Origin of the sequence: Curtobacterium sp. MCBD17_003 (assembly GCF_003234885.2) — a bacterium.
GTDB lineage: Bacteria > Actinomycetota > Actinomycetes > Actinomycetales > Microbacteriaceae > Curtobacterium.
This window is the reverse complement of record NZ_CP126275.1, coordinates 492763-510289: the sequence shown is the minus strand read 5'-3', so window position 1 is coordinate 510289 and position 17527 is coordinate 492763. Positions and strand designations below refer to the sequence as shown.

The window sequence follows — 17527 nt, the reverse complement described above, 5'->3', positions numbered from 1 at the left end:
GGCGGTGACATGGCGACGACGACGGTCACCACGACGAGGGCGTGGGTCATGCTCGCCCTCGGCGTCGCCGCACAGGCCACGGGGACGCTCGTGGTCTCGGCGCCCGCGTTCCTCATCCCCCTCCTCACCCGGCAGGGCATGCCGCTCACGGCCGCGGGGTTCCTGGCCGGCGCGCCGACGTTCGGCATGGTCCTGACCCTCATCGCCTGGGGCGCCGTGACCGACCGACACGGCGAGCGCGTCGTCATCGCCGGGGGCCTGGTGCTCACCGCCCTCGCCACGACCGGCGCCCTGCTCGCCGCGGGGAACCCGGTCCTCCTCGGCGTCGCGTTCCTCGCCGCGGGGATGACGAGCGCCTCGACGAACGCCGCCAGCGGCCGCGTGGTCGTCGGCTGGTTCCCGAAGCACCGGCGCGGACTCGCGATGGGGATCCGTCAGATGTCGCAGCCGCTCGGGGTCACGCTCGCGGCGCTGACCGTCCCGACCATCGCCGGGAGCGCGGGGGTCCGGGCGGCGCTCGTGCTGCCGATCGCGCTCACCGCCCTGCTCGCCGTCTGCTGTGCGCTCGCCGTGGTGGATCCGCCGCGTCCGAGCCGGGACGCCGCGGAGGTCGTGACGAACCCCTACCGCGAGTCCGCGTTCCTCTGGCGCATCCACGCCGTGTCCGTGTTGCTCGTCGTGCCCCAGTTCACGCTCTCGACGTACGGCCTCGTGTGGCTGACGCGGGACCTCGGCTGGAGCGCGCTCGCCGCCGGGGTGCTCGTCGGCGCGTCGCAGTTCGTCGGTGCGCTCGGGCGGATCGTCGTCGGGCTGTGGAGCGACCGTGCCGGGTCCCGCGTCGGACCCCTACGCGTCGTGGCCGTGTCCGCCGCCGTCGTGATGGGCGTCCTCGCGGCCGTCGACGCGACGCACTTGGCCGCCGCCGCCGTGTTCCTCGTCGTGGCGACCGCCGTGACCGTGGCGGACAACGGGCTCGCGTTCACCTCCGTCGCCGAGGCCGCGGGGCCGCACTGGTCGGGTCGGGCGCTCGGGGCGCAGAACACGGGGCAGTTCGTGGCGGCGTCGGCGGTCGGACCCGGGGTCGGCGCCCTGGTCGGCGCGGTGGGGTTCGCCGGGAGCTTCCTCGTCGTCGCGGCGTTGCCCGTCGTCGCCCTGGCCCTCGTCCCGCGGAGGGACCGGGAGCACCGCCCGGCCTGACCGCGCCCCTTCACTCTCCGCCTCCCTCCGCCACCCTCCGCGAGATCGCAGTATTTGCCGCTCTGGAGGCCCGCTGAACAGCATCTCCTGCGATCTCGCGGGAGGGAGGTCAGCCCCGGTCGGGGCCCTCGCCCCGCCCGGTCGCACCGGCCGCGGGCCCCGCCCCGGGCACGTCCGGCCCGACGTGCCAGCGGAGCAACGCGGCGACCGGCGCCCCGGACGGCACGGACGCCGCGTTCACGAGCACGACCTCCGCGTCGGTCACGAGCGCCGCACGGGTGATGCCGACCGCAGCCGGGACGGACCCGAGCACGGTGCTGCCGAGGGCCTCCTCGGGCGCGGTCGCGATCCACGGCGCGGCGTCGAGCGCGAGCACCGTGCGGTCCTCGAACGCGGCCGGGTCGACGACGACGATCGACGCCTGCGCCTGCTGGAGCGCCGACACGACGGGTCCGACACCGGTGACGGCCTCGCGGTCGCCACGGCCGACGTGCGTACGGAGCAGGTCCTCCACGTCGTGGCGGCGCTGGGCGACGACCCGCGCGAGGGCGATCTCGACGTGCTCGACGAGGGCGTTCTCGGACGCATCCGGTGCCCGGGTGTCGACCGGCACCTCGGACACGAGCGGCCGGGTCGCGGTGCTCAGCTGGTCGATGAACAGCTGGCGTGCGCGGATGTCCCCGGCGACGACCACGAGCCGCGGCCGCAGCCGGTCGACCGCCTGTTCGACGGCCTCGACGACCTGTGCCTCGTTCTCGCGCCAGATCTCCTCGGTGTGGTGCTGCCAGCGCAGGTGCGCCCAGCCGCCGCCCTGGAACTTGTGGAGGGTGTCCGTACGCCCCTCGACGTACTCCTCCTCCTGCTGCCCGCTCGGCTCGGCGTGCCCGAGCCGGTAGGCGCGGTAGCCGCCGCCCTCGCGTCCGACCTCGACCACGAGGAACGGCACGTCGAGCGGCCGGTGGGCGAGCAGCGGCACGAGGTCCGGGACGGCGCCGTACCCGACGCTCTCGGGTCCGTGCATGTGCCCGGGCAGGACCTCGCTGACGACGAGCTCGCCGTCGCGCGCCAGGACGAACCGAGCGACCGGGGCGGGCACGCCGGGTGCCTCACCGAGTTCGCGTTCGATCGCCTCGACGTCGGCGGACGGTGCCCCCTGCGCCATGAGCTGGTCGCGGGCGGCGCGGACCTGGAGCGAGGCGAGGTGCTGCGGGTCCTCCCGGTCGCCCGAGACGTCGACGTACGCCCACGACCAGGTACCGGGCTGCGCGAGGAGGGCAGCGAGCCCCCGGTGTTCCTCTGAGACCTGCTCAGCGGTCGTCGGCGCCATGGTCCACCACCTTCCCCTCCGAGACCTGGTCCGTCTCGGTCGTGTACACGGTCGTGTCGATGCCGTCGGCGTCGTCCTCGGGCAGCGCGTGCGTCGCGTCGTCGACGAACTCGCCGTCGTAGCCGGACGCCGCGAGGGTCTCGGGGGCGTCGGTGTCGTCGGTGACGGGTTCCGATTGCCGGAACTCCTCCACGTGGGACGAACTGCCGTGCCCCTGGACGATGCTCTGCGCCTCGTGCGCCATCTGCTCGTCGACCTCCGGGCTGTGGGTGGTGTTGCCCCGTTCGATCATGTCGATCTCCTTCCGTCGGTCCCGCCATGGTCGGCGGCCGCGCCTGCGTGTGTCCGCAGCTCACGGCGGACGTCGAGGTCGGGAGGGCCGGGGCGGGCCGGTCCCGCGCCTCCCGTCCGGCGGGCGCCCCGTACCGACGGGACGCCCGGGCCGCAGCGGACGCTCGCTAGGGTTGGAGCACCCGCCGGCCGGCGGACCAGGATCGACGACGACCCTCGCGGTCGAGGACAGCACCCAATGACGGACATCGCCACCGCGCCCGCTCCCCGGGCGATCTCGGACCTCCACTCGACCGCTCCCGGCTCGGCCTCGCGCCGTCGCCCCCGCGCCCACCTGCACACCGACGCACCGTCGCTGTCGCTCGACGGGGACTGGCGGTTCCGCTGGTCGCCCGTCGCCGAGGTCGCCGAGGACTTCGCGGCCGACACCTTCGACGACGCCGACTGGCAGACCCTGCCCGTCCCGTCGCACTGGGTGCTGCACGGGCACGGCGCGCCGATCTACACGAACGTGCAGTACCCGTTCCCAATCGACGCACCGCACCCGCCGGAGGAGAACCCGACGGGCGACCACCGCCGCACGTTCGAGCTCCCGGCGTCGTTCGCGGACGCCGACCGGGTCGTCCTGCGGTTCGACGGGGTCGAGTCGCACTTCCGCGTCTGGCTCAACGGCGTCGAGGTCGGCTGGTCGACGGGGTCGCGCCTCGTGACCGAGTTCGACGTCACGGCGCTGCTCCGCCCGGGCGCGAACACGGTCGCGGTCCGGGTGCACCAGTGGTCCGCCGCGAGTTACCTCGAGGACCAGGACCAGTGGTGGTTGCCCGGGGTCTTCCGCGACGTCACGCTGCTCGCGCGCCCGGTCGCCGCGATCGAGGACGCCTTCGTCCGCGCCGACTGGGCTCCGCTGCTCGCGTCGGCCGCCGCCGCCGGCACCGCTGCGTCCGGCGCCCCCGCCACCGGCGTCGGTACGGTCACGGTCGAGCTCGACGCCGTGTTCCCGGTGGTGTTCCGGATCCCGGAGCTCGGCCTGGAGGAACGGTGGGCGACCGCCGCGGACGTCCAGCCCGTCACGCTGCCGGCCGTCGAGCCCTGGAGCGCCGAGGTCCCCCGCCGGTACGAGGCGACCCTGACGTCGGGGACGGCCGCGGGCGGGACGGGCGCTGGCGAGACCGTGACGCTGCAACTCGGGTTCCGCACGGTCGAGATCCGCGGCGACCGGTTCCTCGTCAACGGCGAGCGCGTCGTGTTCCACGGTGTCAACCGGCACGAGACGCACCCGGAGCGGGGCCGCGTGTTCGACGAGGCCCACGCGCGCGCGGACATGGCGATGATGAAGCGCGCGAACGTCAACGCCATCCGAACCTCGCACTACCCGCCGCACCCCCGGGTGCTCGACCTCGCCGACGAGCTCGGGTTCTGGGTGGTCCTCGAGTGCGACCTCGAGACGCACGGGTTCGAGCACCTGGGCTGGGCCGGCAACCCGTCGGACGACCCGGCGTGGCAGGACGCATACCTCGACCGCATCGCCCGGACGGTGGAGCGGGACAAGAACCACCCGTCGATCGTCCTGTGGTCCCTCGGCAACGAGTCCGGCACGGGCCGGAACCTCGCGGCGATGTCGCACTGGGTCCACCGCCGTGACCGCTCGCGCCCGGTCCACTACGAGGGCGACTACACGGGCTCCTACACGGACGTCTACTCGCGCATGTACCCCTCGCTCGTCGAGACCGAGTCGATCGGCGGCGGCCCCGTCGTGACCCCGCTCCTCGGGTGCGGTCCGGCCGAGGCGGCACGCCAGCGGTCGAAGCCGTTCCTGCACTGCGAGTACGTGCACGCGATGGGCAACGGACCGGGCCAGATCGCGGAGTACGAGGCCCTCGTGGACCGGTACCCGCGCCTCCACGGCGGGTTCGTGTGGGAGTGGCGCGACCACGGCCTGCTCAGCCACACGGCCGACGGCACCCCCTACCACGCGTACGGCGGCGACTTCCGCGAGGTCGTGCACGACGGCAACTTCGTGATGGACGGTCTGGTCCTGCCCGACGACACCCCGACGCCCGGACTCGCCGAGTTCGCCGCGGTCGTCGCGCCGATCCGGATCAGCGTCTCCACGACGGTCGCCGGGGGCACGGTGCTCGTCGAGAACCGGTACCACTCCGCGTCGACCGCGGGACTGCGCTTCTGCTGGACGCTCGAGCGCGACGGCGTCGCGGTCGCGGCCGGGAGGCTCGCTCCGGGCCTGGTCGCGGCCGGCGCCTCCGCCACGGTTCCGGTCCCGCCCGAGGTCCTCGCGGTCGCCGCCGAGGGCGTCGAGGGCGAGTTGTTCCTCGACGTGACGGCCGAACTCGCCGGGCCGACCGCCTGGGCCGACACCGGGCACGTCATCGCCCGCACGCAGGTGCCCGTCCCCGTCGTGGCGGACGCCACCGGCCCGGCGACCGACGCTCGCGGGGTGGGCACGCACCGGGCCTCCCGGCCGTCGTGGCAGGGCGACGCCCTGGGGATCGCGACGTTCGACGCCCGAGGCGACCTGGCGACGTGGCACGGCCTGCCCGTCGCCGGGCCGCGCCTCGAGCTCTGGCGCGCGCCCACCGACAACGACCGCGGTGCGTCCCAGGGCTCGTACGAGGTCGCCGACCCCGCGCTCACCCTGGGCGTCGGCGGCATCGCTCCCGCCTCGGCCGTGCGGTGGGAGGCCCACGGGCTGCACCGCCTGACGCACCGGCTGGTCGCCGTCGAGCGCACCGAGCACGGGCTCGTCCAACGGGTCCGGGTGTCCGCGGCGAACAGCGGCGCCGGGGTCGACGTCGTGCACCGGTGGACCGCGACCGCCGAGGGCGTGCTGCTCCGCACCGAGGCCGTCCCCTTCGGCGCGTGGGACTGCACCTGGCCGCGGATCGGCGTCCGGTTCGACCTGCCCGGTTCGCTGGCCGACTCGGACGTGACCTGGCTCGGGACGGGGCCCGACGAGTCCTACGCCGACTCGTCACAGGCCGTCCGCGTCGGTCGGTTCACCGCCGCGGTCGACGACCTGTCCGTCCGGTACTCACGGCCCCAGGAGACCGGGCACCGGCCGGACCTGCGGTGGCTCGAGCTCGGGCCGCTCCGCGTGACGACCGTGCCCGCGGCGGGATCCGGGCACGGCGCGCACGCCGGTCACCGCGCGGGGTTCACGCTGTCGCGCTGGACCGCGCAGCAGATCACCGCGGCCGGGCACCCGCACGAGCTGCCGGCCTCGGACGCGCTGTACCTGTACCTCGACGAGGCGCAGCACGGGCTCGGGTCGCGCGCGTGCGGGCTCGACGTCCTGCCGGAGCACCAGCTGTGGCCGGCGGCGCGGGCGTGGGAGGTGCTGCTCGGGTAGGGCACCCGGGCCTGCCGGCGTCGCACCGGTTCCTTCCGTTCGAACCCCGCGATGCGGGTGTTCGACGGGACGGAGGCGGTGCACCTCGCGACGGGCCCGCGGCGGCGTCAGCGCTGCTCGGCGGCGATCGCGTCCGCGGCGGCGGGGTCGGCGTCGTGGAGGAACGTCGACAGGCGCTCGACCTCCGGCTCCTCGCCGATGCCGTCGGCCGCCCGGCGCAGCGCGAACAGCGAGCGGAGCACGCCCCGGTTCGGCTCGTGCGCCCACGGGATCGGGCCCTGCCCGCGCCAGCCGGCCTTCCGGAGGGCATCGAGGCCACGGTGGTACCCCACGCGGGCGTAGGCGTACGACTCGAGCGCGGCGCCGCGGTCCCAGGCCTCGTCGGCGAGGAGCGCCCACGCCAGGCTCGATGACGGGTGCGCCGTCGCGACGTCGGCCACGGGAGTGCCCGCGGCGAGGGCGGCGGTGACGCCCGGGTCGTCGGGCAGGCGGGTCTCGGGCACGCCGAGGAGGTTGTCGGTCATACGCACCAGCCTCGCACGGCGCACCGTGACAGCACGGCCGACGCGGTCCGCGCGACGACGACATGCGCGGCCAGACGCCGGGGGACGCGCACCGGCGACCCCCAGGCCCCGCGCCTACCGTCCACCGCATGAGCGACTTCGACGCCGACCACGCCGCCCCGACCGCCCCCGAAGACGAACCACGCGGCGACCTCGAGGTGGTCCACGAGTTCACCGACGGCCCGATGCCCACGGGCGTGAGCGTCTCCCACGGCGGCCGGGTGTTCGTGAACTTCCCGAAGTGGGGCGACGACGTCCCGGCCACGGTCGTCGAACTCGTGGACGGGCAGGCGGTGCCCTACCCGTCGGTCGAGATCAACCAGGCACGGTCGATCGACGACGCCGAGCGGCTCGTCAGCGTGCAGAGCATCGTCGTCGCGCCGGACGACCGCCTCTGGATCCTCGACACGGGCAGCCCGATGATGGGTCCGACCAAGGAGGGCGGCCCGAAGCTCGTGTGCGTCGACCTCGGCACGGACCGCGTCGTGCAGACGATCGTCCTCCCGCGCAGCGTCGCGTACGAGACGACGTACCTCAACGACGTGCGGTTCGACCTCCGCCGCGGCGAGGCCGGGTTCGCGTTCGTCACGGACTCGGCGTCCGAGGGCCCGAACGCGATCATCGTCGTGGACCTCGCCACCGGTGAGGCGTGGCGGCGGCTCGAGGACCATCCGTCCACCAAGGCCTGCCCGCCGCAGGACATGGTCCCGATGGCCGAGGGACGGGTGCTCGCACAGCGCGCCCCGGGTGCGGCCCCGAAGCCGGTGACGATGGGTGCGGACGGCATCGCGATCTCGGCGGACGGCGAGCGGCTCTGGTACTGCCCGCTCATCAGCCGCCGCTGGTACAGCGTGTCGGTGGGGGCGCTCGTCGACCGGGCGATCTCGGAGGAGACCGTCGCTGGGACCGTCGTCGACGAGGGCGACAAGGGCGGGGGCGCGGACGGCCTGGAGTCCGACGACCAGGGCCGCCTGTACGCCACGAACTGGGAGCACGAGTCGATCACCCGGCGGCTGCCGACCGGCGAGATCCAGACCCTCGTGCACGACCCGCGCCTGCTGTGGACCGACACGATGTCCGTCGCGACGGACGGCTACCTCTACGTCACCGCGAACCAGCTGCACCGTCAGGCGGACTACCAGGGCGGCGAGGACCTCCGCGTGTACCCGTACTCGCTGTTCCGCTTCCGGATCGACGCGGGTCCCGTGCTCCTGCGCTGAGCAGGCGCCCGGTCACTTCTCGGGGTCGTGGCCCCAGTTCATGAGGGAGTACCGCCAGCGCGTGTGCGTGTCGTCGCCCGAGGGACGCTGGGCGGAGTGCCGGGCGACGTAGCCGACGACCTTCCGCATGTGCGCGTAGTCGTCGTCCGTGTACTCGCCCTGTCGCTCCTCGAGGATCCGGACGATGTGCCGGCCGCTCTCGTGGCCGGTCGACTCGCCGCCGCCGTCGGGCTTCTGCCCCACGGCCTTCGAGTCGTCGGTGTCGAGCCAGTGCCGCAGCTCGGTCGCGGTCATGTTCACGGCGCGGTGGAAGTCCTCGCGGGTCTGCTGCTCGTCGTCGGCCATGTCCCGATCCTGCGCGGCGCACCTCCGTGCCTGGCGCTCCGCGGTGTACCCCGGGGTCAGCGCTTGCGGGTGGGCCGAACGCTGAGCAGCTCGACGGTGCCGCGCTCCGGCAGGTCGACCACGGTCCGCACCGCGGCGGCGACGTCCTCGGGCGCCAGGTAGTAGCGGGTGTCGTAGTCCTCGCCGAGCTTCGTGGCGAGGGCGACCTGCATGTCGGTGTCGACGCGTCCCGGGTGGACGCCGGACACCCGGACCCCGTGCTCGCGCTCCTCCTCGCGGAGGGCGTCGGCGAAGGCCCGCAGGGCGAACTTCGACGCACCGTAGACGCCGCCGCCGGGCCCGCTCACGAACCCCGAGCCGCTGTTGATCGTGACGACGAGGCCGCGGACGGACCGGAGCGCGGGCAGCGCCAGCCGGGTGAGTTCCGCGACCGCGACGACGTTCGTGGCGAGGACGCGCTCCCACACGTCGCGGGGGGTGTCGGCGACGCGGCCGCCCTCCTCGATGCCGGCGGAGTGCACGAGCACGTCGAGCCGGTCCGGCAGCGGTGGCAACGGGCCCGCGACGAGGTCGGCCACGAACGGCTCGGCGGACGGAAGCGCGTCGACGACGGCGGCGACGGCAGCGGCGGACCGCCCACCGACGAGCACGTGGTGCGTGCGGCCGAGGTCGGCCGCGATCGCGCGTCCGATCCCCCGGGTCGCCCCGGTCACGAGTGCGGTCGGTCGGACGGGAGGCACGATGTCGGTCACCGTGTCAGCCTACGGAACGCCGCTGCGGTGCCGGGCCGAGTCGGGCCTCCCGGTCGCGACGCGGGCGGCGCGACGGACGGGAGGCCCCTGCTCACTTCTCTCGACCGGCGCTCTCGCGGATCTCGATGCCGGAGAGGACGTCCTTCGCGTGCTTCTCGTCCTGCTTGTCGATCTGGCGGGTGTCGCGCTCGGGGAGCTGGATGTCCTCCTCGGCGTGGATGCCGGCCTGGAGTTCGCGGCCGCGCTCGACCTCGGCGTCGAACTCGGCGCCGAACAGCAGGGCGCAGTTCGTGATCCAGATCCACAGGAGGAACACGATCACGCCGCCGAGCGACCCGTACGTCTTGTTGTAGTGCGAGAAGTTCGCGACGTAGAACGCGAACGCGATCGAGGCGATGATCCAGATGAGGAGCGCCAGGAGCGCGCCGAGGCTCATCCAGCGGAACTTCGGCTGCCGGACGTTCGGCGACCAGTAGTAGAGGATCGCGATGATCACGACCGCGATCGCCGCGAGGATCGGGAGCTTGGCGTAGTCCCACACGGTCACCGCGACGGAACCGAGTCCGATCGCGTTGCCGACCGCCTCGGCCACCGGGCCGGAGAGCACGAGCATGAGCGCGCCGATGACGAGCAGGACGACCGTGAACACCGTCACACCGAGCATCGTCGGGCGGAGCTTCCAGATCGGGCGCCCCTCACGGATGCCGTAGATGCGGTTCATCGCACGGCCGAACGACCCGACGTACCCGGACGCGGACCACAGCGCGCCGAGCACACCCACGATGAACGCGAGCGGGGCCGCGGGCGACCGGACGAGACCGTTGATCGGGCCCTTGAGCAGGTCGACGACCTGGTTCGAACCGACGTTGCCGAGCACCTTCATGACCTGGTCGACCGTCGCCTGCCCCTCGCCGAACAGGCCGAGGATCGAGACGATCGCGAGGATCGCGGGGAACACCGCCAGGACGGCGTGGTACGTCAGGCCGGCTGCCAGGTCGGTGCACTGGTCACTCGAGAACTCGCGGAGCGTCTTCTTGAGCGTGTACTGCCACGAGGGCTTCGTCAGGTCGGTCGGGTCGTCCGGCTTGCGGGGGTCGTCCGGGTCCGGTGCGGTGTTCCTTGCCATCGGTGGCTCCTCCTGTGGTCGACGTCGTCAGCGGGTCGCGGGGTGGCGACTCACCGGTCGTCGGCGTCGCGACGCTTCTGGACGGGGTTCAGCTTGTCGGGCTTGCGGGCGAAGGCGGCCTTCTTCCGCTTGCCGCTCTTCTTGGTCTTGCCGGGCTTGTAGACGGGCAGCAGCATCGGCTCCCGCGCGGCGTCGAGGCGCCCCGCGTCCGTCCGACCGATGACCACGCCGCCGACGATCGCCACGAGTCCCGCACCGGCCGTGACGGCCATGGCCACGAGGGGCGTCGGGTCCCGGTGCAACTGCTGACGCGCCTTTGCGACCGCCAAGCGCCACTGTGCGGGGACGTCCGAGCGCCGCACGACCTCGTTCACGGTGTGGCGCAGGTCCTCGCGCGTCCGCACGTTCTGGAGTTCGAGTTGCGGGATGCTGTCGCGCGATCCGCTGTCGGACATACCGGGCCTACACCGCGTCCGGCGACGGCGTGCCTGCCGTACCGGTCGTGTCGGTCTCGCTCGACGTGGCGGCGCTCGGCGCCTCCGGCTTGCCCGCAGCGCTCGGACCCGCGGTGCCGGGTCCGCCGGCCACGGTGTCGGTGCTCGAGGCGTCGGTGTCGGTGTCGCCCGACGACTTCACCTTGCTCTGCACGGCGCCGGCGGCACTCGTCGCCGCGTCCTTGACCTTGCTCGCGACGACCGGTGCCTTGTCCTTGACGAAGCCCTCGGCGTCGTGGAGGCCCTTCTGCACCTTCGGGTCCGACCACACGCCCTGCGCCCGGGTGCGGATGCGCTCGTACGAGGAGCGTCCGGCTCGGGCTCCGAGCACGTACCCCAGCGCGATGCCGGCGATGAACAGCAGTCTCTTCATGGTGGTCCTCTCGTGTGGAGTCGTCCACCGCCGTGCATACTCGGAGTCGAGTGGACGCTCATGCGGCTCGCACCGGTCTCCCAGGCGCCGACGTCGGCCGTCCCCCGGTCGCGCACACCGTCGTGCCGCCCGACGGCCCGCGCGGGCGCCGACGAGTAGCCTGCGGCCATGCTGTTCCGAGACGTCGCCGAGGGGATCCACCGCCTCGAGATCGCCCACACGAACCTCTACCTCGTCGAGACCGGCGACCAACTGCTCGTCGTCGACAGCGGTCTGCCCGCCGCGTGGCCGCACCTGCTCGTCGCGATCGCCGAGCTCGGGTACACCCCCGATGCCGTCGAGGGCATCGCGCTCACGCACGGGCACTTCGACCACGTCGGCACCGCGGCCCGTGCGCGTCGGGAGTGGGACGTGCCCGTGCTCGTGCACCCGCGGGACGCGGAGCTGGCCGCTCACCCCTACCGGTACCGGACGGAGCGGAACCGGCTCGTGTACCCGCTGACACACCCCGCCGGCCTCCCGAAGCTCGCGCGGATGGTGGTCGCGGGAGCGCTCATGGTCGAGGGTGTGACCGACACGAAGCCGCTCGACGAGCGGGACGCCGTGCAGGCCTCCCCGTGGATCATCGAGACGCCCGGGCACACCGACGGCCACGTCGCGCTGTACTTCGCCGACCGCGACGCTCTCATCGCCGGCGACGCGATCGTCACGCTCGACCCGTACACCGGTGGGATCGGGCCGCAGATCGTCGCCGGGTCGGCCACCGCGGACAGCGGCGCCGCCCTGGAGTCGCTCGACCGGCTCGTCGACACCGAGGCACGGATCGTGCTCCCCGGGCACGGCCCCCAGTGGCGCCGGGGCATCCGGAGCGCGGTCGAGCAGGCCAAGCGCCGATCCGCGCACTGAGGTCGGGGTTCGCCGACGTGACCCAGCGGGTCGCGTGAGGTCGGGCGCGGGTCGCGTGAGGTCGGGCGCGGGTCGCGTGAGGTCGGGCGCGGGTCGCGTGAGGTCGGGCGCGGGTCGCGTGAGGTCGGGCGCGGGTCGCGTGGATACGGGGCGCGGGTCGGGTGGAGTCGGACGGGGGTCGCGAGCGTTCGGACGCCGCCGCGACTCAGCGGGTCGCGGCGTAGCCGATGAGCACCATGGTGACGAGGAACCCCGCCAGGTAGTTCACGAGCAGGAACCGGCGCCACCCGGCGTTCGCCGCGTCGGCGTCGGCGTCGGCGACCGACCACCACGGCAGGACGTTCAGCGCGTAGGGCACGACGACGATCGCCGCGAACGGCCCCGGGAACGGCGTCGCGAGCACGACGAGCCCCGCGACGACGTAGGCCACGAACGCCAGGCGCACCGTGGCCCGGGCGCCGATGACCGTCGCGACGGACCCGATGCCCCCGGCGCGGTCGGCCTCGACGTCCTGGACCGCACCGAACGCGTGGCTCGCGACACCCCAGAGGAAGAACGACACGCACACGGCCAGGAGCGAGCCCGTCCAGTGCGCCCCCGCGAGGGTCAGGCCGTACACCGCCGGGGACACGAAGTGCGTGCTCGAGGTCAGGGAGTCGAGGAACGGCCGCTCCTTGAACCGCAACCCCGGCGCGGAGTACGCGACGACGGCGAACACGCTGACGGCGAGCACGAGCCAGCTCCACGGGCCGCCGAGCAACACGAGTGCGACGAGGAACGGCACGTTCGTCACGACGACGGCGACGAGGGTCGTCCGATGCACACTGCGGTCGAGCAGGGCGCCCTCGACGCCGCCCTTGCGCGGGTTCCGCAGGTCCGACTCGTAGTCGAACACGTCGTTGATCCCGTACATCGCGAGGTTGTAGGGGACGAGGAAGTACACGACCCCGAGCACGAGGACCGCGAGGTGGAAGCCGTCCGCCTCGTGTGTCCCGACCCCGGTGCCGAGCACGTACGCGGCCGCGAACGGGTACGCGGTGTTCACCCAGCTCACCGGCCGGGACGACACGAACAGCGCCCGGAGTGTCGACCCCGCGCGGCGCGGTCGGGCCGTCGGACTCGCGGCGCTCATCGTTCCGACCTCGATCGGGGCCCGAACAGCACGACGAGCGACGGCAGCAGCAGGACCGCCGCGATCGCGTACGCCAGGTCCTCGACCGGGACGACGCCGAGACGGATGCCGCTGATCCGCTGCGCGTCGTACGCCACGATGCCGGTGCCGACGATCACGTTGTCGAACACGACCGTCGCCACGACCAGGACGACGCCCGCCACCAGGCCGGTCAGGAGGACCGTGCGACGCCACCGCACGACGGCCTCCGGTCCGCGCCGGAGCGCCACCCGACGCACCGCGACGACCGCGGCGACCACGGCCACGAGGACCACGACGGCGAGGAACGCGAGGTCGAGGAGGGCGTAGGTCGCCGCGCCCGCGGTCATCGGAGCACCACCCCGGCGGCCGGGAGCACCGAGAGCACCGAGAGCACGCGGGCCACCCGCGGCGGCACCCCGCTCACCGCGCCACCCCGTTCGTCCGGCGGGCGGGAGGTTCGACGCGCGGCGGGGCCGTGCGCTCGACGACGGGTCGGACGAAGCCGATGAGGTCCATCGTCACGTAGCAGAGCAGCGCGAGGAAGAACAGCTCCTCGACCGGGACCTCCGGCGCCACCTGGACACCGATGAGCCACGAGGACGGTCCGCGGTGGAAGACACCGAGCCCGATCCCCGCGAGGTCCCACACGAGGAAGTACGCGATCCCGACGGCCATGACGGCGGCAGCCCGCCGTGGGCCCCGCCAGAAGAACAGGCGGAACCGGGCGTCGAGCACCGTCATGCCGACGAGCGCGACCACGAGACCCGCCAGGTAGAGCCCGGGCATCAGGGCCGCCGTCGCTCGAGCGGCTCCGGGAGCGGCTCGGTCGAGGTGTCGCCGTGGATCCGTTTGAGCAGCACCTCGGCACTGATGAGGCACATCGGCAGCCCGATGCCGGGGATCGTCGACGCCCCGACGTGGTAGAGCCCGTCGACCCGGGTCGAGGCGTTCCGCGCCCGGAAGAAGGCGCTCTGCCGCAGGGTGTGGGCCGGCCCGAGCATGCTCCCGCTCCACGCGTTGTAGTCGTCGGCGAAGTCCCTCGGCCCCACGGTGCGGCGCACCCGGATGCGGTCGACGAGATCGGGGACACCCGCACGCTCGGCGAGCGCCGCGATCGCCCGGTCCGCGATGCGCTCGACCTCGGGATCCCCCGCACCGTCGATCCCGCCACGTCCGATCCCGACGTCGGCCGGCAACGGGACGAGCACGAACACGTTGCTCGACCCCGCCGGCGCGGCGGTGGGGTCGGTCTCCGAGGTCGCGGACACGTAGATCGACGCGGGGTCGGGCACGTGGCGTTCCTTGCCGAAGATCGCGCCGAAGTTCGCGTGCCAGTCCGCCGTGAAGACGAGCGTGTGGTGCAGCAGGCCGGGGACGGGTCCGTCGATGCCCAGGTAGACGAGCACCGCACTCGGACCCGGGTCGCCACGTTCCCAGTAGGCGTCGCCGTGCGATCGGTACCGCGGCGGCAGCAGGTCGGTCTCGGTGTGGTGCAGGTCGGCCGCACTGACGACGAGGTCGGCCGGGGTCGTGACCGCGTCGCCGTCGGGCGTCGTGTGGTGCACGCCCGTCACCGTGCCGTGCTCGACGACGATCCGGTCGACCGTGGCCCCGGTCACGATCCTCGCGCCCTCGGCCGATGCCATCCGCTCGACCGCGTCGATCACCGTGCTGATGCCGCCCTGCGGGTACAGGACGCCGTCGGCGAGGTCGAGGTGGCTCATCAGGTGGTACATGCTCGGCGCGGCATACGGGCTCGTGCCGAGGAACACGGCGGGGTACCCCAGCACCTGCTGCAGGCGCCGGTCCTGCACGGTGGCCTCGACGAAGGACGACAACGGCCGGGTGAGCAGGCGGAGCAGCCGCCCGGCGCGACGGAGCACGTCGGGTGTCGCGAGCCGCCGCAGGTCCTGGAAGCTCGTGTAGAGGAACCGGCGCACGGCCATCGCGTAGGTCTCGGCCGCCGAGTCGAGGTAGCGCTCGAGCCGACGGCCCGATCCCGGCTCGATCGACTCGAAGAGCGCGACGTTGGCCTCGCGGGTCGCGGCGAGGTCGATGGGCTCGTCGTGGCCCTCGCTGTACACGCGGTACCCGGGGTCGAGTCGGACGAGGTCGAGCTGCTCGGCCGCGGACGTCCCGAGCAGCCGGAAGAAGTGGTCGAACACCTCGGGCATGAGGTACCAGCTCGGCCCGGTGTCGAACCGGAAGCCACCGGCCGACCAGGTCCCGGCGCGCCCCCCGAGCTCGGACCGCTGCTCGAGCACGGTCACGGCGTAGCCGTCGCGCGCGAGCAGTGCGGCGGCGGCGAGCCCGCTGATGCCGCCACCCACGACGACGACGCGACGGGCGGGGACGCGGCGGCCGGACGGTGCGGTGTCGGCGGCTTGGTCGGCCGCGGTGGTCTCGGTGCTCATGCCGTGCCTCCCGGCCGGTTGCCGCGTCGAACGCGAGGGACGGGGGCGCGGCCGACGAGCACCCGGGCGGCCAGAGCGGCCTTGACCGGGTCGGGGACCCGGACACGCGTCGTGACGAGCCGCTCGGCCGGGGTCGCGGCGATCCGGTCGTTGAGTTCCTGGAACAGGGCGTGCGCGAGGGTCACCGCAGGACGTGCCCGGCCGGGCAGGAGCGGGAGCGCACGCGCGGCGGCGTCGAGGTCGTCCTGCACGTCGGCCACGAGCCGCGCCTTCGTCGCCTCGTCGAAGGACCGGACGTCGACCCCGGGGAAGTACGACCGGCCGAGCTCGAGGAAGTCCGCCCGCAGGTCGCGCAGGAAGTTGACCTTCTGGAACGCGGCCCCGAGCCGACGAGCCCCCGTGACGAGCACCGCCTCGTCGAAGGTCGGCCGTCCCGCCCGGTACACGAATGCGCGGAGGCACATGAGTCCGACGACCTCGGCGGAGCCGTACACGTAGTCGACGAACGAAGCGTCGTCGTGTTCGCTGCGCGTGAGGTCGGCCCGCATGGACCGGAAGAACGGTTGCGTCAGCTCGGCCCCGAACCCGGTGGTCCGGGCGGTCCGGGCGAAGGCGTGCACGACCGGGTTGACGGAGAACCCGATCGTCATCGCACGCTCGGTGTCCTGTTCGAGCTCGTCGAGCAGGCGGCCCGCGAGTGTCGGGTCCAGACCGGCCTCGGTCGCGGGGCCGTCGACGATCTCGTCGGCCACCCGCACGAGTGCGTACACGTGTTCGATGTGCTCGCGGACGTGCGCTGGCAGCAGGCGCGATGCGAGCCCGAACGACGTCGAGTACCGGCGGATGACGACCGACGAGGCGGCCGCCGCGGTCGCGTCGTACAGGCCGAGCCCCGTGGTCACGGTCGGGGCCGCGCCCGTCACGTCGCCCCGGGTCACCGGACCCGGTCCACGAGTTCGGTCGCGATCGCCGCCAGCTGGCACCGCAGGTCGTCCGGGAGGCCCGCCAGCGCTGCCGTCGCGAGGCTCGCGTGGCGCTCGACCCGCTCCTGCGCGACGTCACGTGCGCCACTGCAGAGCAGACGGAAGCGCAGGTGCTCCGCTTGATCGTCGGTGAGGTCCCGGTTCCCGAGGAACGGCTCGATGGCGGCCCAGTGCTCGGTCGTCGCCGCGTGGGCCACGAGCACGGTGCGCTTGCCCTCGCGCAGGTCGCCCACCGCGGTCTTGCCCGTCGTCGCCTCGTCCCCGAAGACCCCGAGGATGTCGTCGACCACCTGGTACGCGACCCCGATCTCGCGCCCGAACACCCCGAGCGCGGCGACCACCGCGTCCGACGCCCCCGCGAGCACCGCGCCGGACTGCAGCGGTGCCTCGAACGAGTACACCGAGGTCTTCGCGCGCTCCATGGCGAGGATCTCGTCCACGCTCGGCATGACCCCGATCGACAGGTCGACGTCGGTCATCTCGCCCGCGGCGCTCGCGAACACGGCCTCGTCCAACAGGTCGAGCAGTCGCGTGCGGCGCTCGCCGTCGACGCCGCTCGACTCGATGAGCCGCGGCGCGCCCGCGAGGGCCAGGTCCCCCGCGATGACGGCCGCGCTCGTGCCGCGGTGCTCGGCCACCGGCGTCGGGATGCCGCCCGTCGTGGCCTCGTCCCGGTAGCTGCCGGCGACGTTCGGCACGCCCCGCCGGGACCAGTCGCGGTCGATGACGTCGTCGTGCACCACGAGCGCGGTGTGCAGCAGCTCGTATGCCGCGCCGACGTGGGCCGCCGCATGGAGGTCCCGCCCGCCGAGTCCGGTGTAGGCGGTGAGCACCATCCGCGGACGGAACTGCTTGCCGCCGGTGCTGGCGCGCTTGAGCACACGCCAGAGGTCCTCGGACGCACGGCCGTAGGTGCTGGCCCGACGCGCGGCGAGTGCGAAGAACCGCTCGAGGCACTCGTCGACGAGCGTGAGTCCGTCCCGGGCGACGGCGGTCGCGTCGTCGTTCATTGGCCTAAC

General features: G+C 73.4%; 18 protein-coding genes. 4 read left to right on the top strand and 14 right to left on the bottom strand.

Annotated features, from left to right (window positions below; translation table 11 throughout):
* Positions 1–9: 9 nt before the first annotated feature.
* Complete coding sequence (locus DEI88_RS02520; RefSeq protein WP_181434600.1) at positions 10–1197, top strand: MFS transporter; 1188 nt, start codon at positions 10–12, stop codon at positions 1195–1197.
* Between the two features lie 109 nt (positions 1198–1306).
* Here DEI88_RS02520 and DEI88_RS02515 read toward each other — a convergent pair whose 3' ends face one another.
* Positions 1307–2524, bottom strand: a complete 1218-nt coding sequence (locus tag DEI88_RS02515) for a baeRF2 domain-containing protein (protein ID WP_111072504.1) — start codon at positions 2522–2524, stop codon at positions 1307–1309.
* A complete protein-coding gene (locus DEI88_RS02510) occupies positions 2505–2816 on the bottom strand; it encodes a hypothetical protein (RefSeq protein WP_111009683.1) in 312 nt (103 codons plus the stop codon). Before DEI88_RS02510 ends, DEI88_RS02515 begins: the two co-directional genes overlap by 20 nt.
* Before the next feature lie 237 nt (positions 2817–3053).
* Between DEI88_RS02510 and DEI88_RS02505 the strand changes: the two genes are divergently transcribed.
* Entirely contained in the window at positions 3054–6179 is a 3126-nt protein-coding gene (locus DEI88_RS02505) for a glycoside hydrolase family 2 TIM barrel-domain containing protein (protein ID WP_111072505.1), read from the top strand.
* A gap of 107 nt (positions 6180–6286) precedes the next feature.
* Here DEI88_RS02505 and DEI88_RS02500 read toward each other — a convergent pair whose 3' ends face one another.
* Positions 6287–6703 carry a DUF3151 domain-containing protein gene (locus DEI88_RS02500; RefSeq protein WP_111072506.1) on the bottom strand — a complete coding sequence of 139 codons (417 nt, stop codon included), beginning with the start codon at positions 6701–6703 and terminating at the stop codon, positions 6287–6289.
* A 128-nt stretch (positions 6704–6831) separates the two neighbouring features.
* On the opposite strand from DEI88_RS02500, the gene DEI88_RS02495 reads away from it, so the two are divergent.
* Positions 6832–7962: an L-dopachrome tautomerase-related protein gene (locus DEI88_RS02495; protein WP_111009686.1), complete on the top strand. Its 1131-nt coding sequence runs from the start codon at positions 6832–6834 to the stop codon at positions 7960–7962.
* A gap of 12 nt (positions 7963–7974) precedes the next feature.
* Here DEI88_RS02495 and DEI88_RS02490 read toward each other — a convergent pair whose 3' ends face one another.
* The 5 genes from DEI88_RS02490 to DEI88_RS02470 form a co-directional block, all read right to left on the bottom strand.
* Positions 7975–8307 carry a DUF3140 domain-containing protein gene (locus DEI88_RS02490; RefSeq protein WP_111009687.1) on the bottom strand — a complete coding sequence of 111 codons (333 nt, stop codon included), beginning with the start codon at positions 8305–8307 and terminating at the stop codon, positions 7975–7977.
* 56 nt (positions 8308–8363) lie between these two features.
* The gene (locus DEI88_RS02485; RefSeq protein ID WP_181441269.1) at positions 8364–9050 is read right to left on the bottom strand and encodes an SDR family oxidoreductase; all 687 of its coding nucleotides are present in this window, start codon (positions 9048–9050) and stop codon (positions 8364–8366) included.
* 100 nt (positions 9051–9150) lie between these two features.
* Positions 9151–10185: a YihY/virulence factor BrkB family protein gene (locus tag DEI88_RS02480; RefSeq protein ID WP_111009689.1), complete on the bottom strand. Its 1035-nt coding sequence runs from the start codon at positions 10183–10185 to the stop codon at positions 9151–9153.
* A gap of 50 nt (positions 10186–10235) precedes the next feature.
* Positions 10236–10640, bottom strand: coding sequence for a hypothetical protein (locus DEI88_RS02475; RefSeq protein ID WP_111072508.1), 405 nt, complete (start codon positions 10638–10640; stop codon positions 10236–10238).
* 7 nt (positions 10641–10647) lie between these two features.
* Positions 10648–11052 carry a YtxH domain-containing protein gene (locus DEI88_RS02470; RefSeq protein ID WP_111009691.1) on the bottom strand — a complete coding sequence of 135 codons (405 nt, stop codon included), beginning with the start codon at positions 11050–11052 and terminating at the stop codon, positions 10648–10650.
* Between the two features lie 168 nt (positions 11053–11220).
* Between DEI88_RS02470 and DEI88_RS02465 the strand changes: the two genes are divergently transcribed.
* Positions 11221–11958 (top strand): MBL fold metallo-hydrolase, encoded by a 738-nt coding sequence (locus DEI88_RS02465; protein WP_111012242.1) that lies wholly within the window; start codon positions 11221–11223, stop codon positions 11956–11958.
* Positions 11959–12163: 205 nt separating this feature from the next.
* Here the strand turns inward: DEI88_RS02465 and DEI88_RS02460 are convergent, their stop codons facing one another.
* From DEI88_RS02460 to DEI88_RS02435, 6 genes are all read right to left on the bottom strand, one after another.
* Positions 12164–13090 carry a prenyltransferase gene (locus DEI88_RS02460; protein WP_111009693.1) on the bottom strand — a complete coding sequence of 309 codons (927 nt, stop codon included), beginning with the start codon at positions 13088–13090 and terminating at the stop codon, positions 12164–12166.
* Positions 13087–13458 carry a lycopene cyclase domain-containing protein gene (locus DEI88_RS02455; RefSeq protein WP_111009694.1) on the bottom strand — a complete coding sequence of 124 codons (372 nt, stop codon included), beginning with the start codon at positions 13456–13458 and terminating at the stop codon, positions 13087–13089. The genes DEI88_RS02460 and DEI88_RS02455 overlap by 4 nt, the downstream gene beginning before the upstream one ends.
* 73 nt (positions 13459–13531) lie before the next feature.
* Positions 13532–13897, bottom strand: a complete 366-nt coding sequence (locus DEI88_RS02450) for a lycopene cyclase domain-containing protein (RefSeq protein ID WP_111009695.1) — start codon at positions 13895–13897, stop codon at positions 13532–13534.
* The gene (crtI, locus tag DEI88_RS02445) at positions 13897–15525 is read right to left on the bottom strand and encodes a phytoene desaturase family protein (RefSeq protein WP_111072509.1); all 1629 of its coding nucleotides are present in this window, start codon (positions 15523–15525) and stop codon (positions 13897–13899) included. Before crtI ends, DEI88_RS02450 begins: the two co-directional genes overlap by 1 nt.
* Entirely contained in the window at positions 15522–16463 is a 942-nt protein-coding gene (locus DEI88_RS02440; RefSeq protein ID WP_258375147.1) for a phytoene/squalene synthase family protein, read from the bottom strand. The genes crtI and DEI88_RS02440 overlap by 4 nt, the downstream gene beginning before the upstream one ends.
* The gene (locus DEI88_RS02435) at positions 16460–17518 is read right to left on the bottom strand and encodes a polyprenyl synthetase family protein (protein ID WP_111009697.1); all 1059 of its coding nucleotides are present in this window, start codon (positions 17516–17518) and stop codon (positions 16460–16462) included. Before DEI88_RS02435 ends, DEI88_RS02440 begins: the two co-directional genes overlap by 4 nt.
* Between the last annotated feature and the right edge of the window lie 9 nt (positions 17519–17527).

Bases quoted from the DNA above. Each gene is read 5' to 3' on its own strand.
- DEI88_RS02520 (WP_181434600.1), top strand. From the start codon at position 10: ATGGCGACGACGACGGTCACCACGACGAGGGCGTGGGTCATGCTCGCC.
- DEI88_RS02515 (WP_111072504.1), bottom strand. From the start codon at position 2,524: ATGGCGCCGACGACCGCTGAGCAGGTCTCAGAGGAACACCGGGGGCTC.
- DEI88_RS02510 (WP_111009683.1), bottom strand. From the start codon at position 2,816: ATGATCGAACGGGGCAACACCACCCACAGCCCGGAGGTCGACGAGCAG.
- DEI88_RS02505 (WP_111072505.1), top strand. From the start codon at position 3,054: ATGACGGACATCGCCACCGCGCCCGCTCCCCGGGCGATCTCGGACCTC.
- DEI88_RS02500 (WP_111072506.1), bottom strand. From the start codon at position 6,703: ATGACCGACAACCTCCTCGGCGTGCCCGAGACCCGCCTGCCCGACGAC.
- DEI88_RS02495 (WP_111009686.1), top strand. From the start codon at position 6,832: ATGAGCGACTTCGACGCCGACCACGCCGCCCCGACCGCCCCCGAAGAC.
- DEI88_RS02490 (WP_111009687.1), bottom strand. From the start codon at position 8,307: ATGGCCGACGACGAGCAGCAGACCCGCGAGGACTTCCACCGCGCCGTG.
- DEI88_RS02480 (WP_111009689.1), bottom strand. From the start codon at position 10,185: ATGGCAAGGAACACCGCACCGGACCCGGACGACCCCCGCAAGCCGGAC.
- DEI88_RS02475 (WP_111072508.1), bottom strand. From the start codon at position 10,640: ATGTCCGACAGCGGATCGCGCGACAGCATCCCGCAACTCGAACTCCAG.
- DEI88_RS02470 (WP_111009691.1), bottom strand. From the start codon at position 11,052: ATGAAGAGACTGCTGTTCATCGCCGGCATCGCGCTGGGGTACGTGCTC.
- DEI88_RS02465 (WP_111012242.1), top strand. From the start codon at position 11,221: ATGCTGTTCCGAGACGTCGCCGAGGGGATCCACCGCCTCGAGATCGCC.
- DEI88_RS02460 (WP_111009693.1), bottom strand. From the start codon at position 13,090: ATGAGCGCCGCGAGTCCGACGGCCCGACCGCGCCGCGCGGGGTCGACA.
- DEI88_RS02455 (WP_111009694.1), bottom strand. From the start codon at position 13,458: ATGACCGCGGGCGCGGCGACCTACGCCCTCCTCGACCTCGCGTTCCTC.
- DEI88_RS02450 (WP_111009695.1), bottom strand. From the start codon at position 13,897: ATGCCCGGGCTCTACCTGGCGGGTCTCGTGGTCGCGCTCGTCGGCATG.
- crtI (WP_111072509.1), bottom strand. From the start codon at position 15,525: ATGAGCACCGAGACCACCGCGGCCGACCAAGCCGCCGACACCGCACCG.
- DEI88_RS02435 (WP_111009697.1), bottom strand. From the start codon at position 17,518: ATGAACGACGACGCGACCGCCGTCGCCCGGGACGGACTCACGCTCGTC.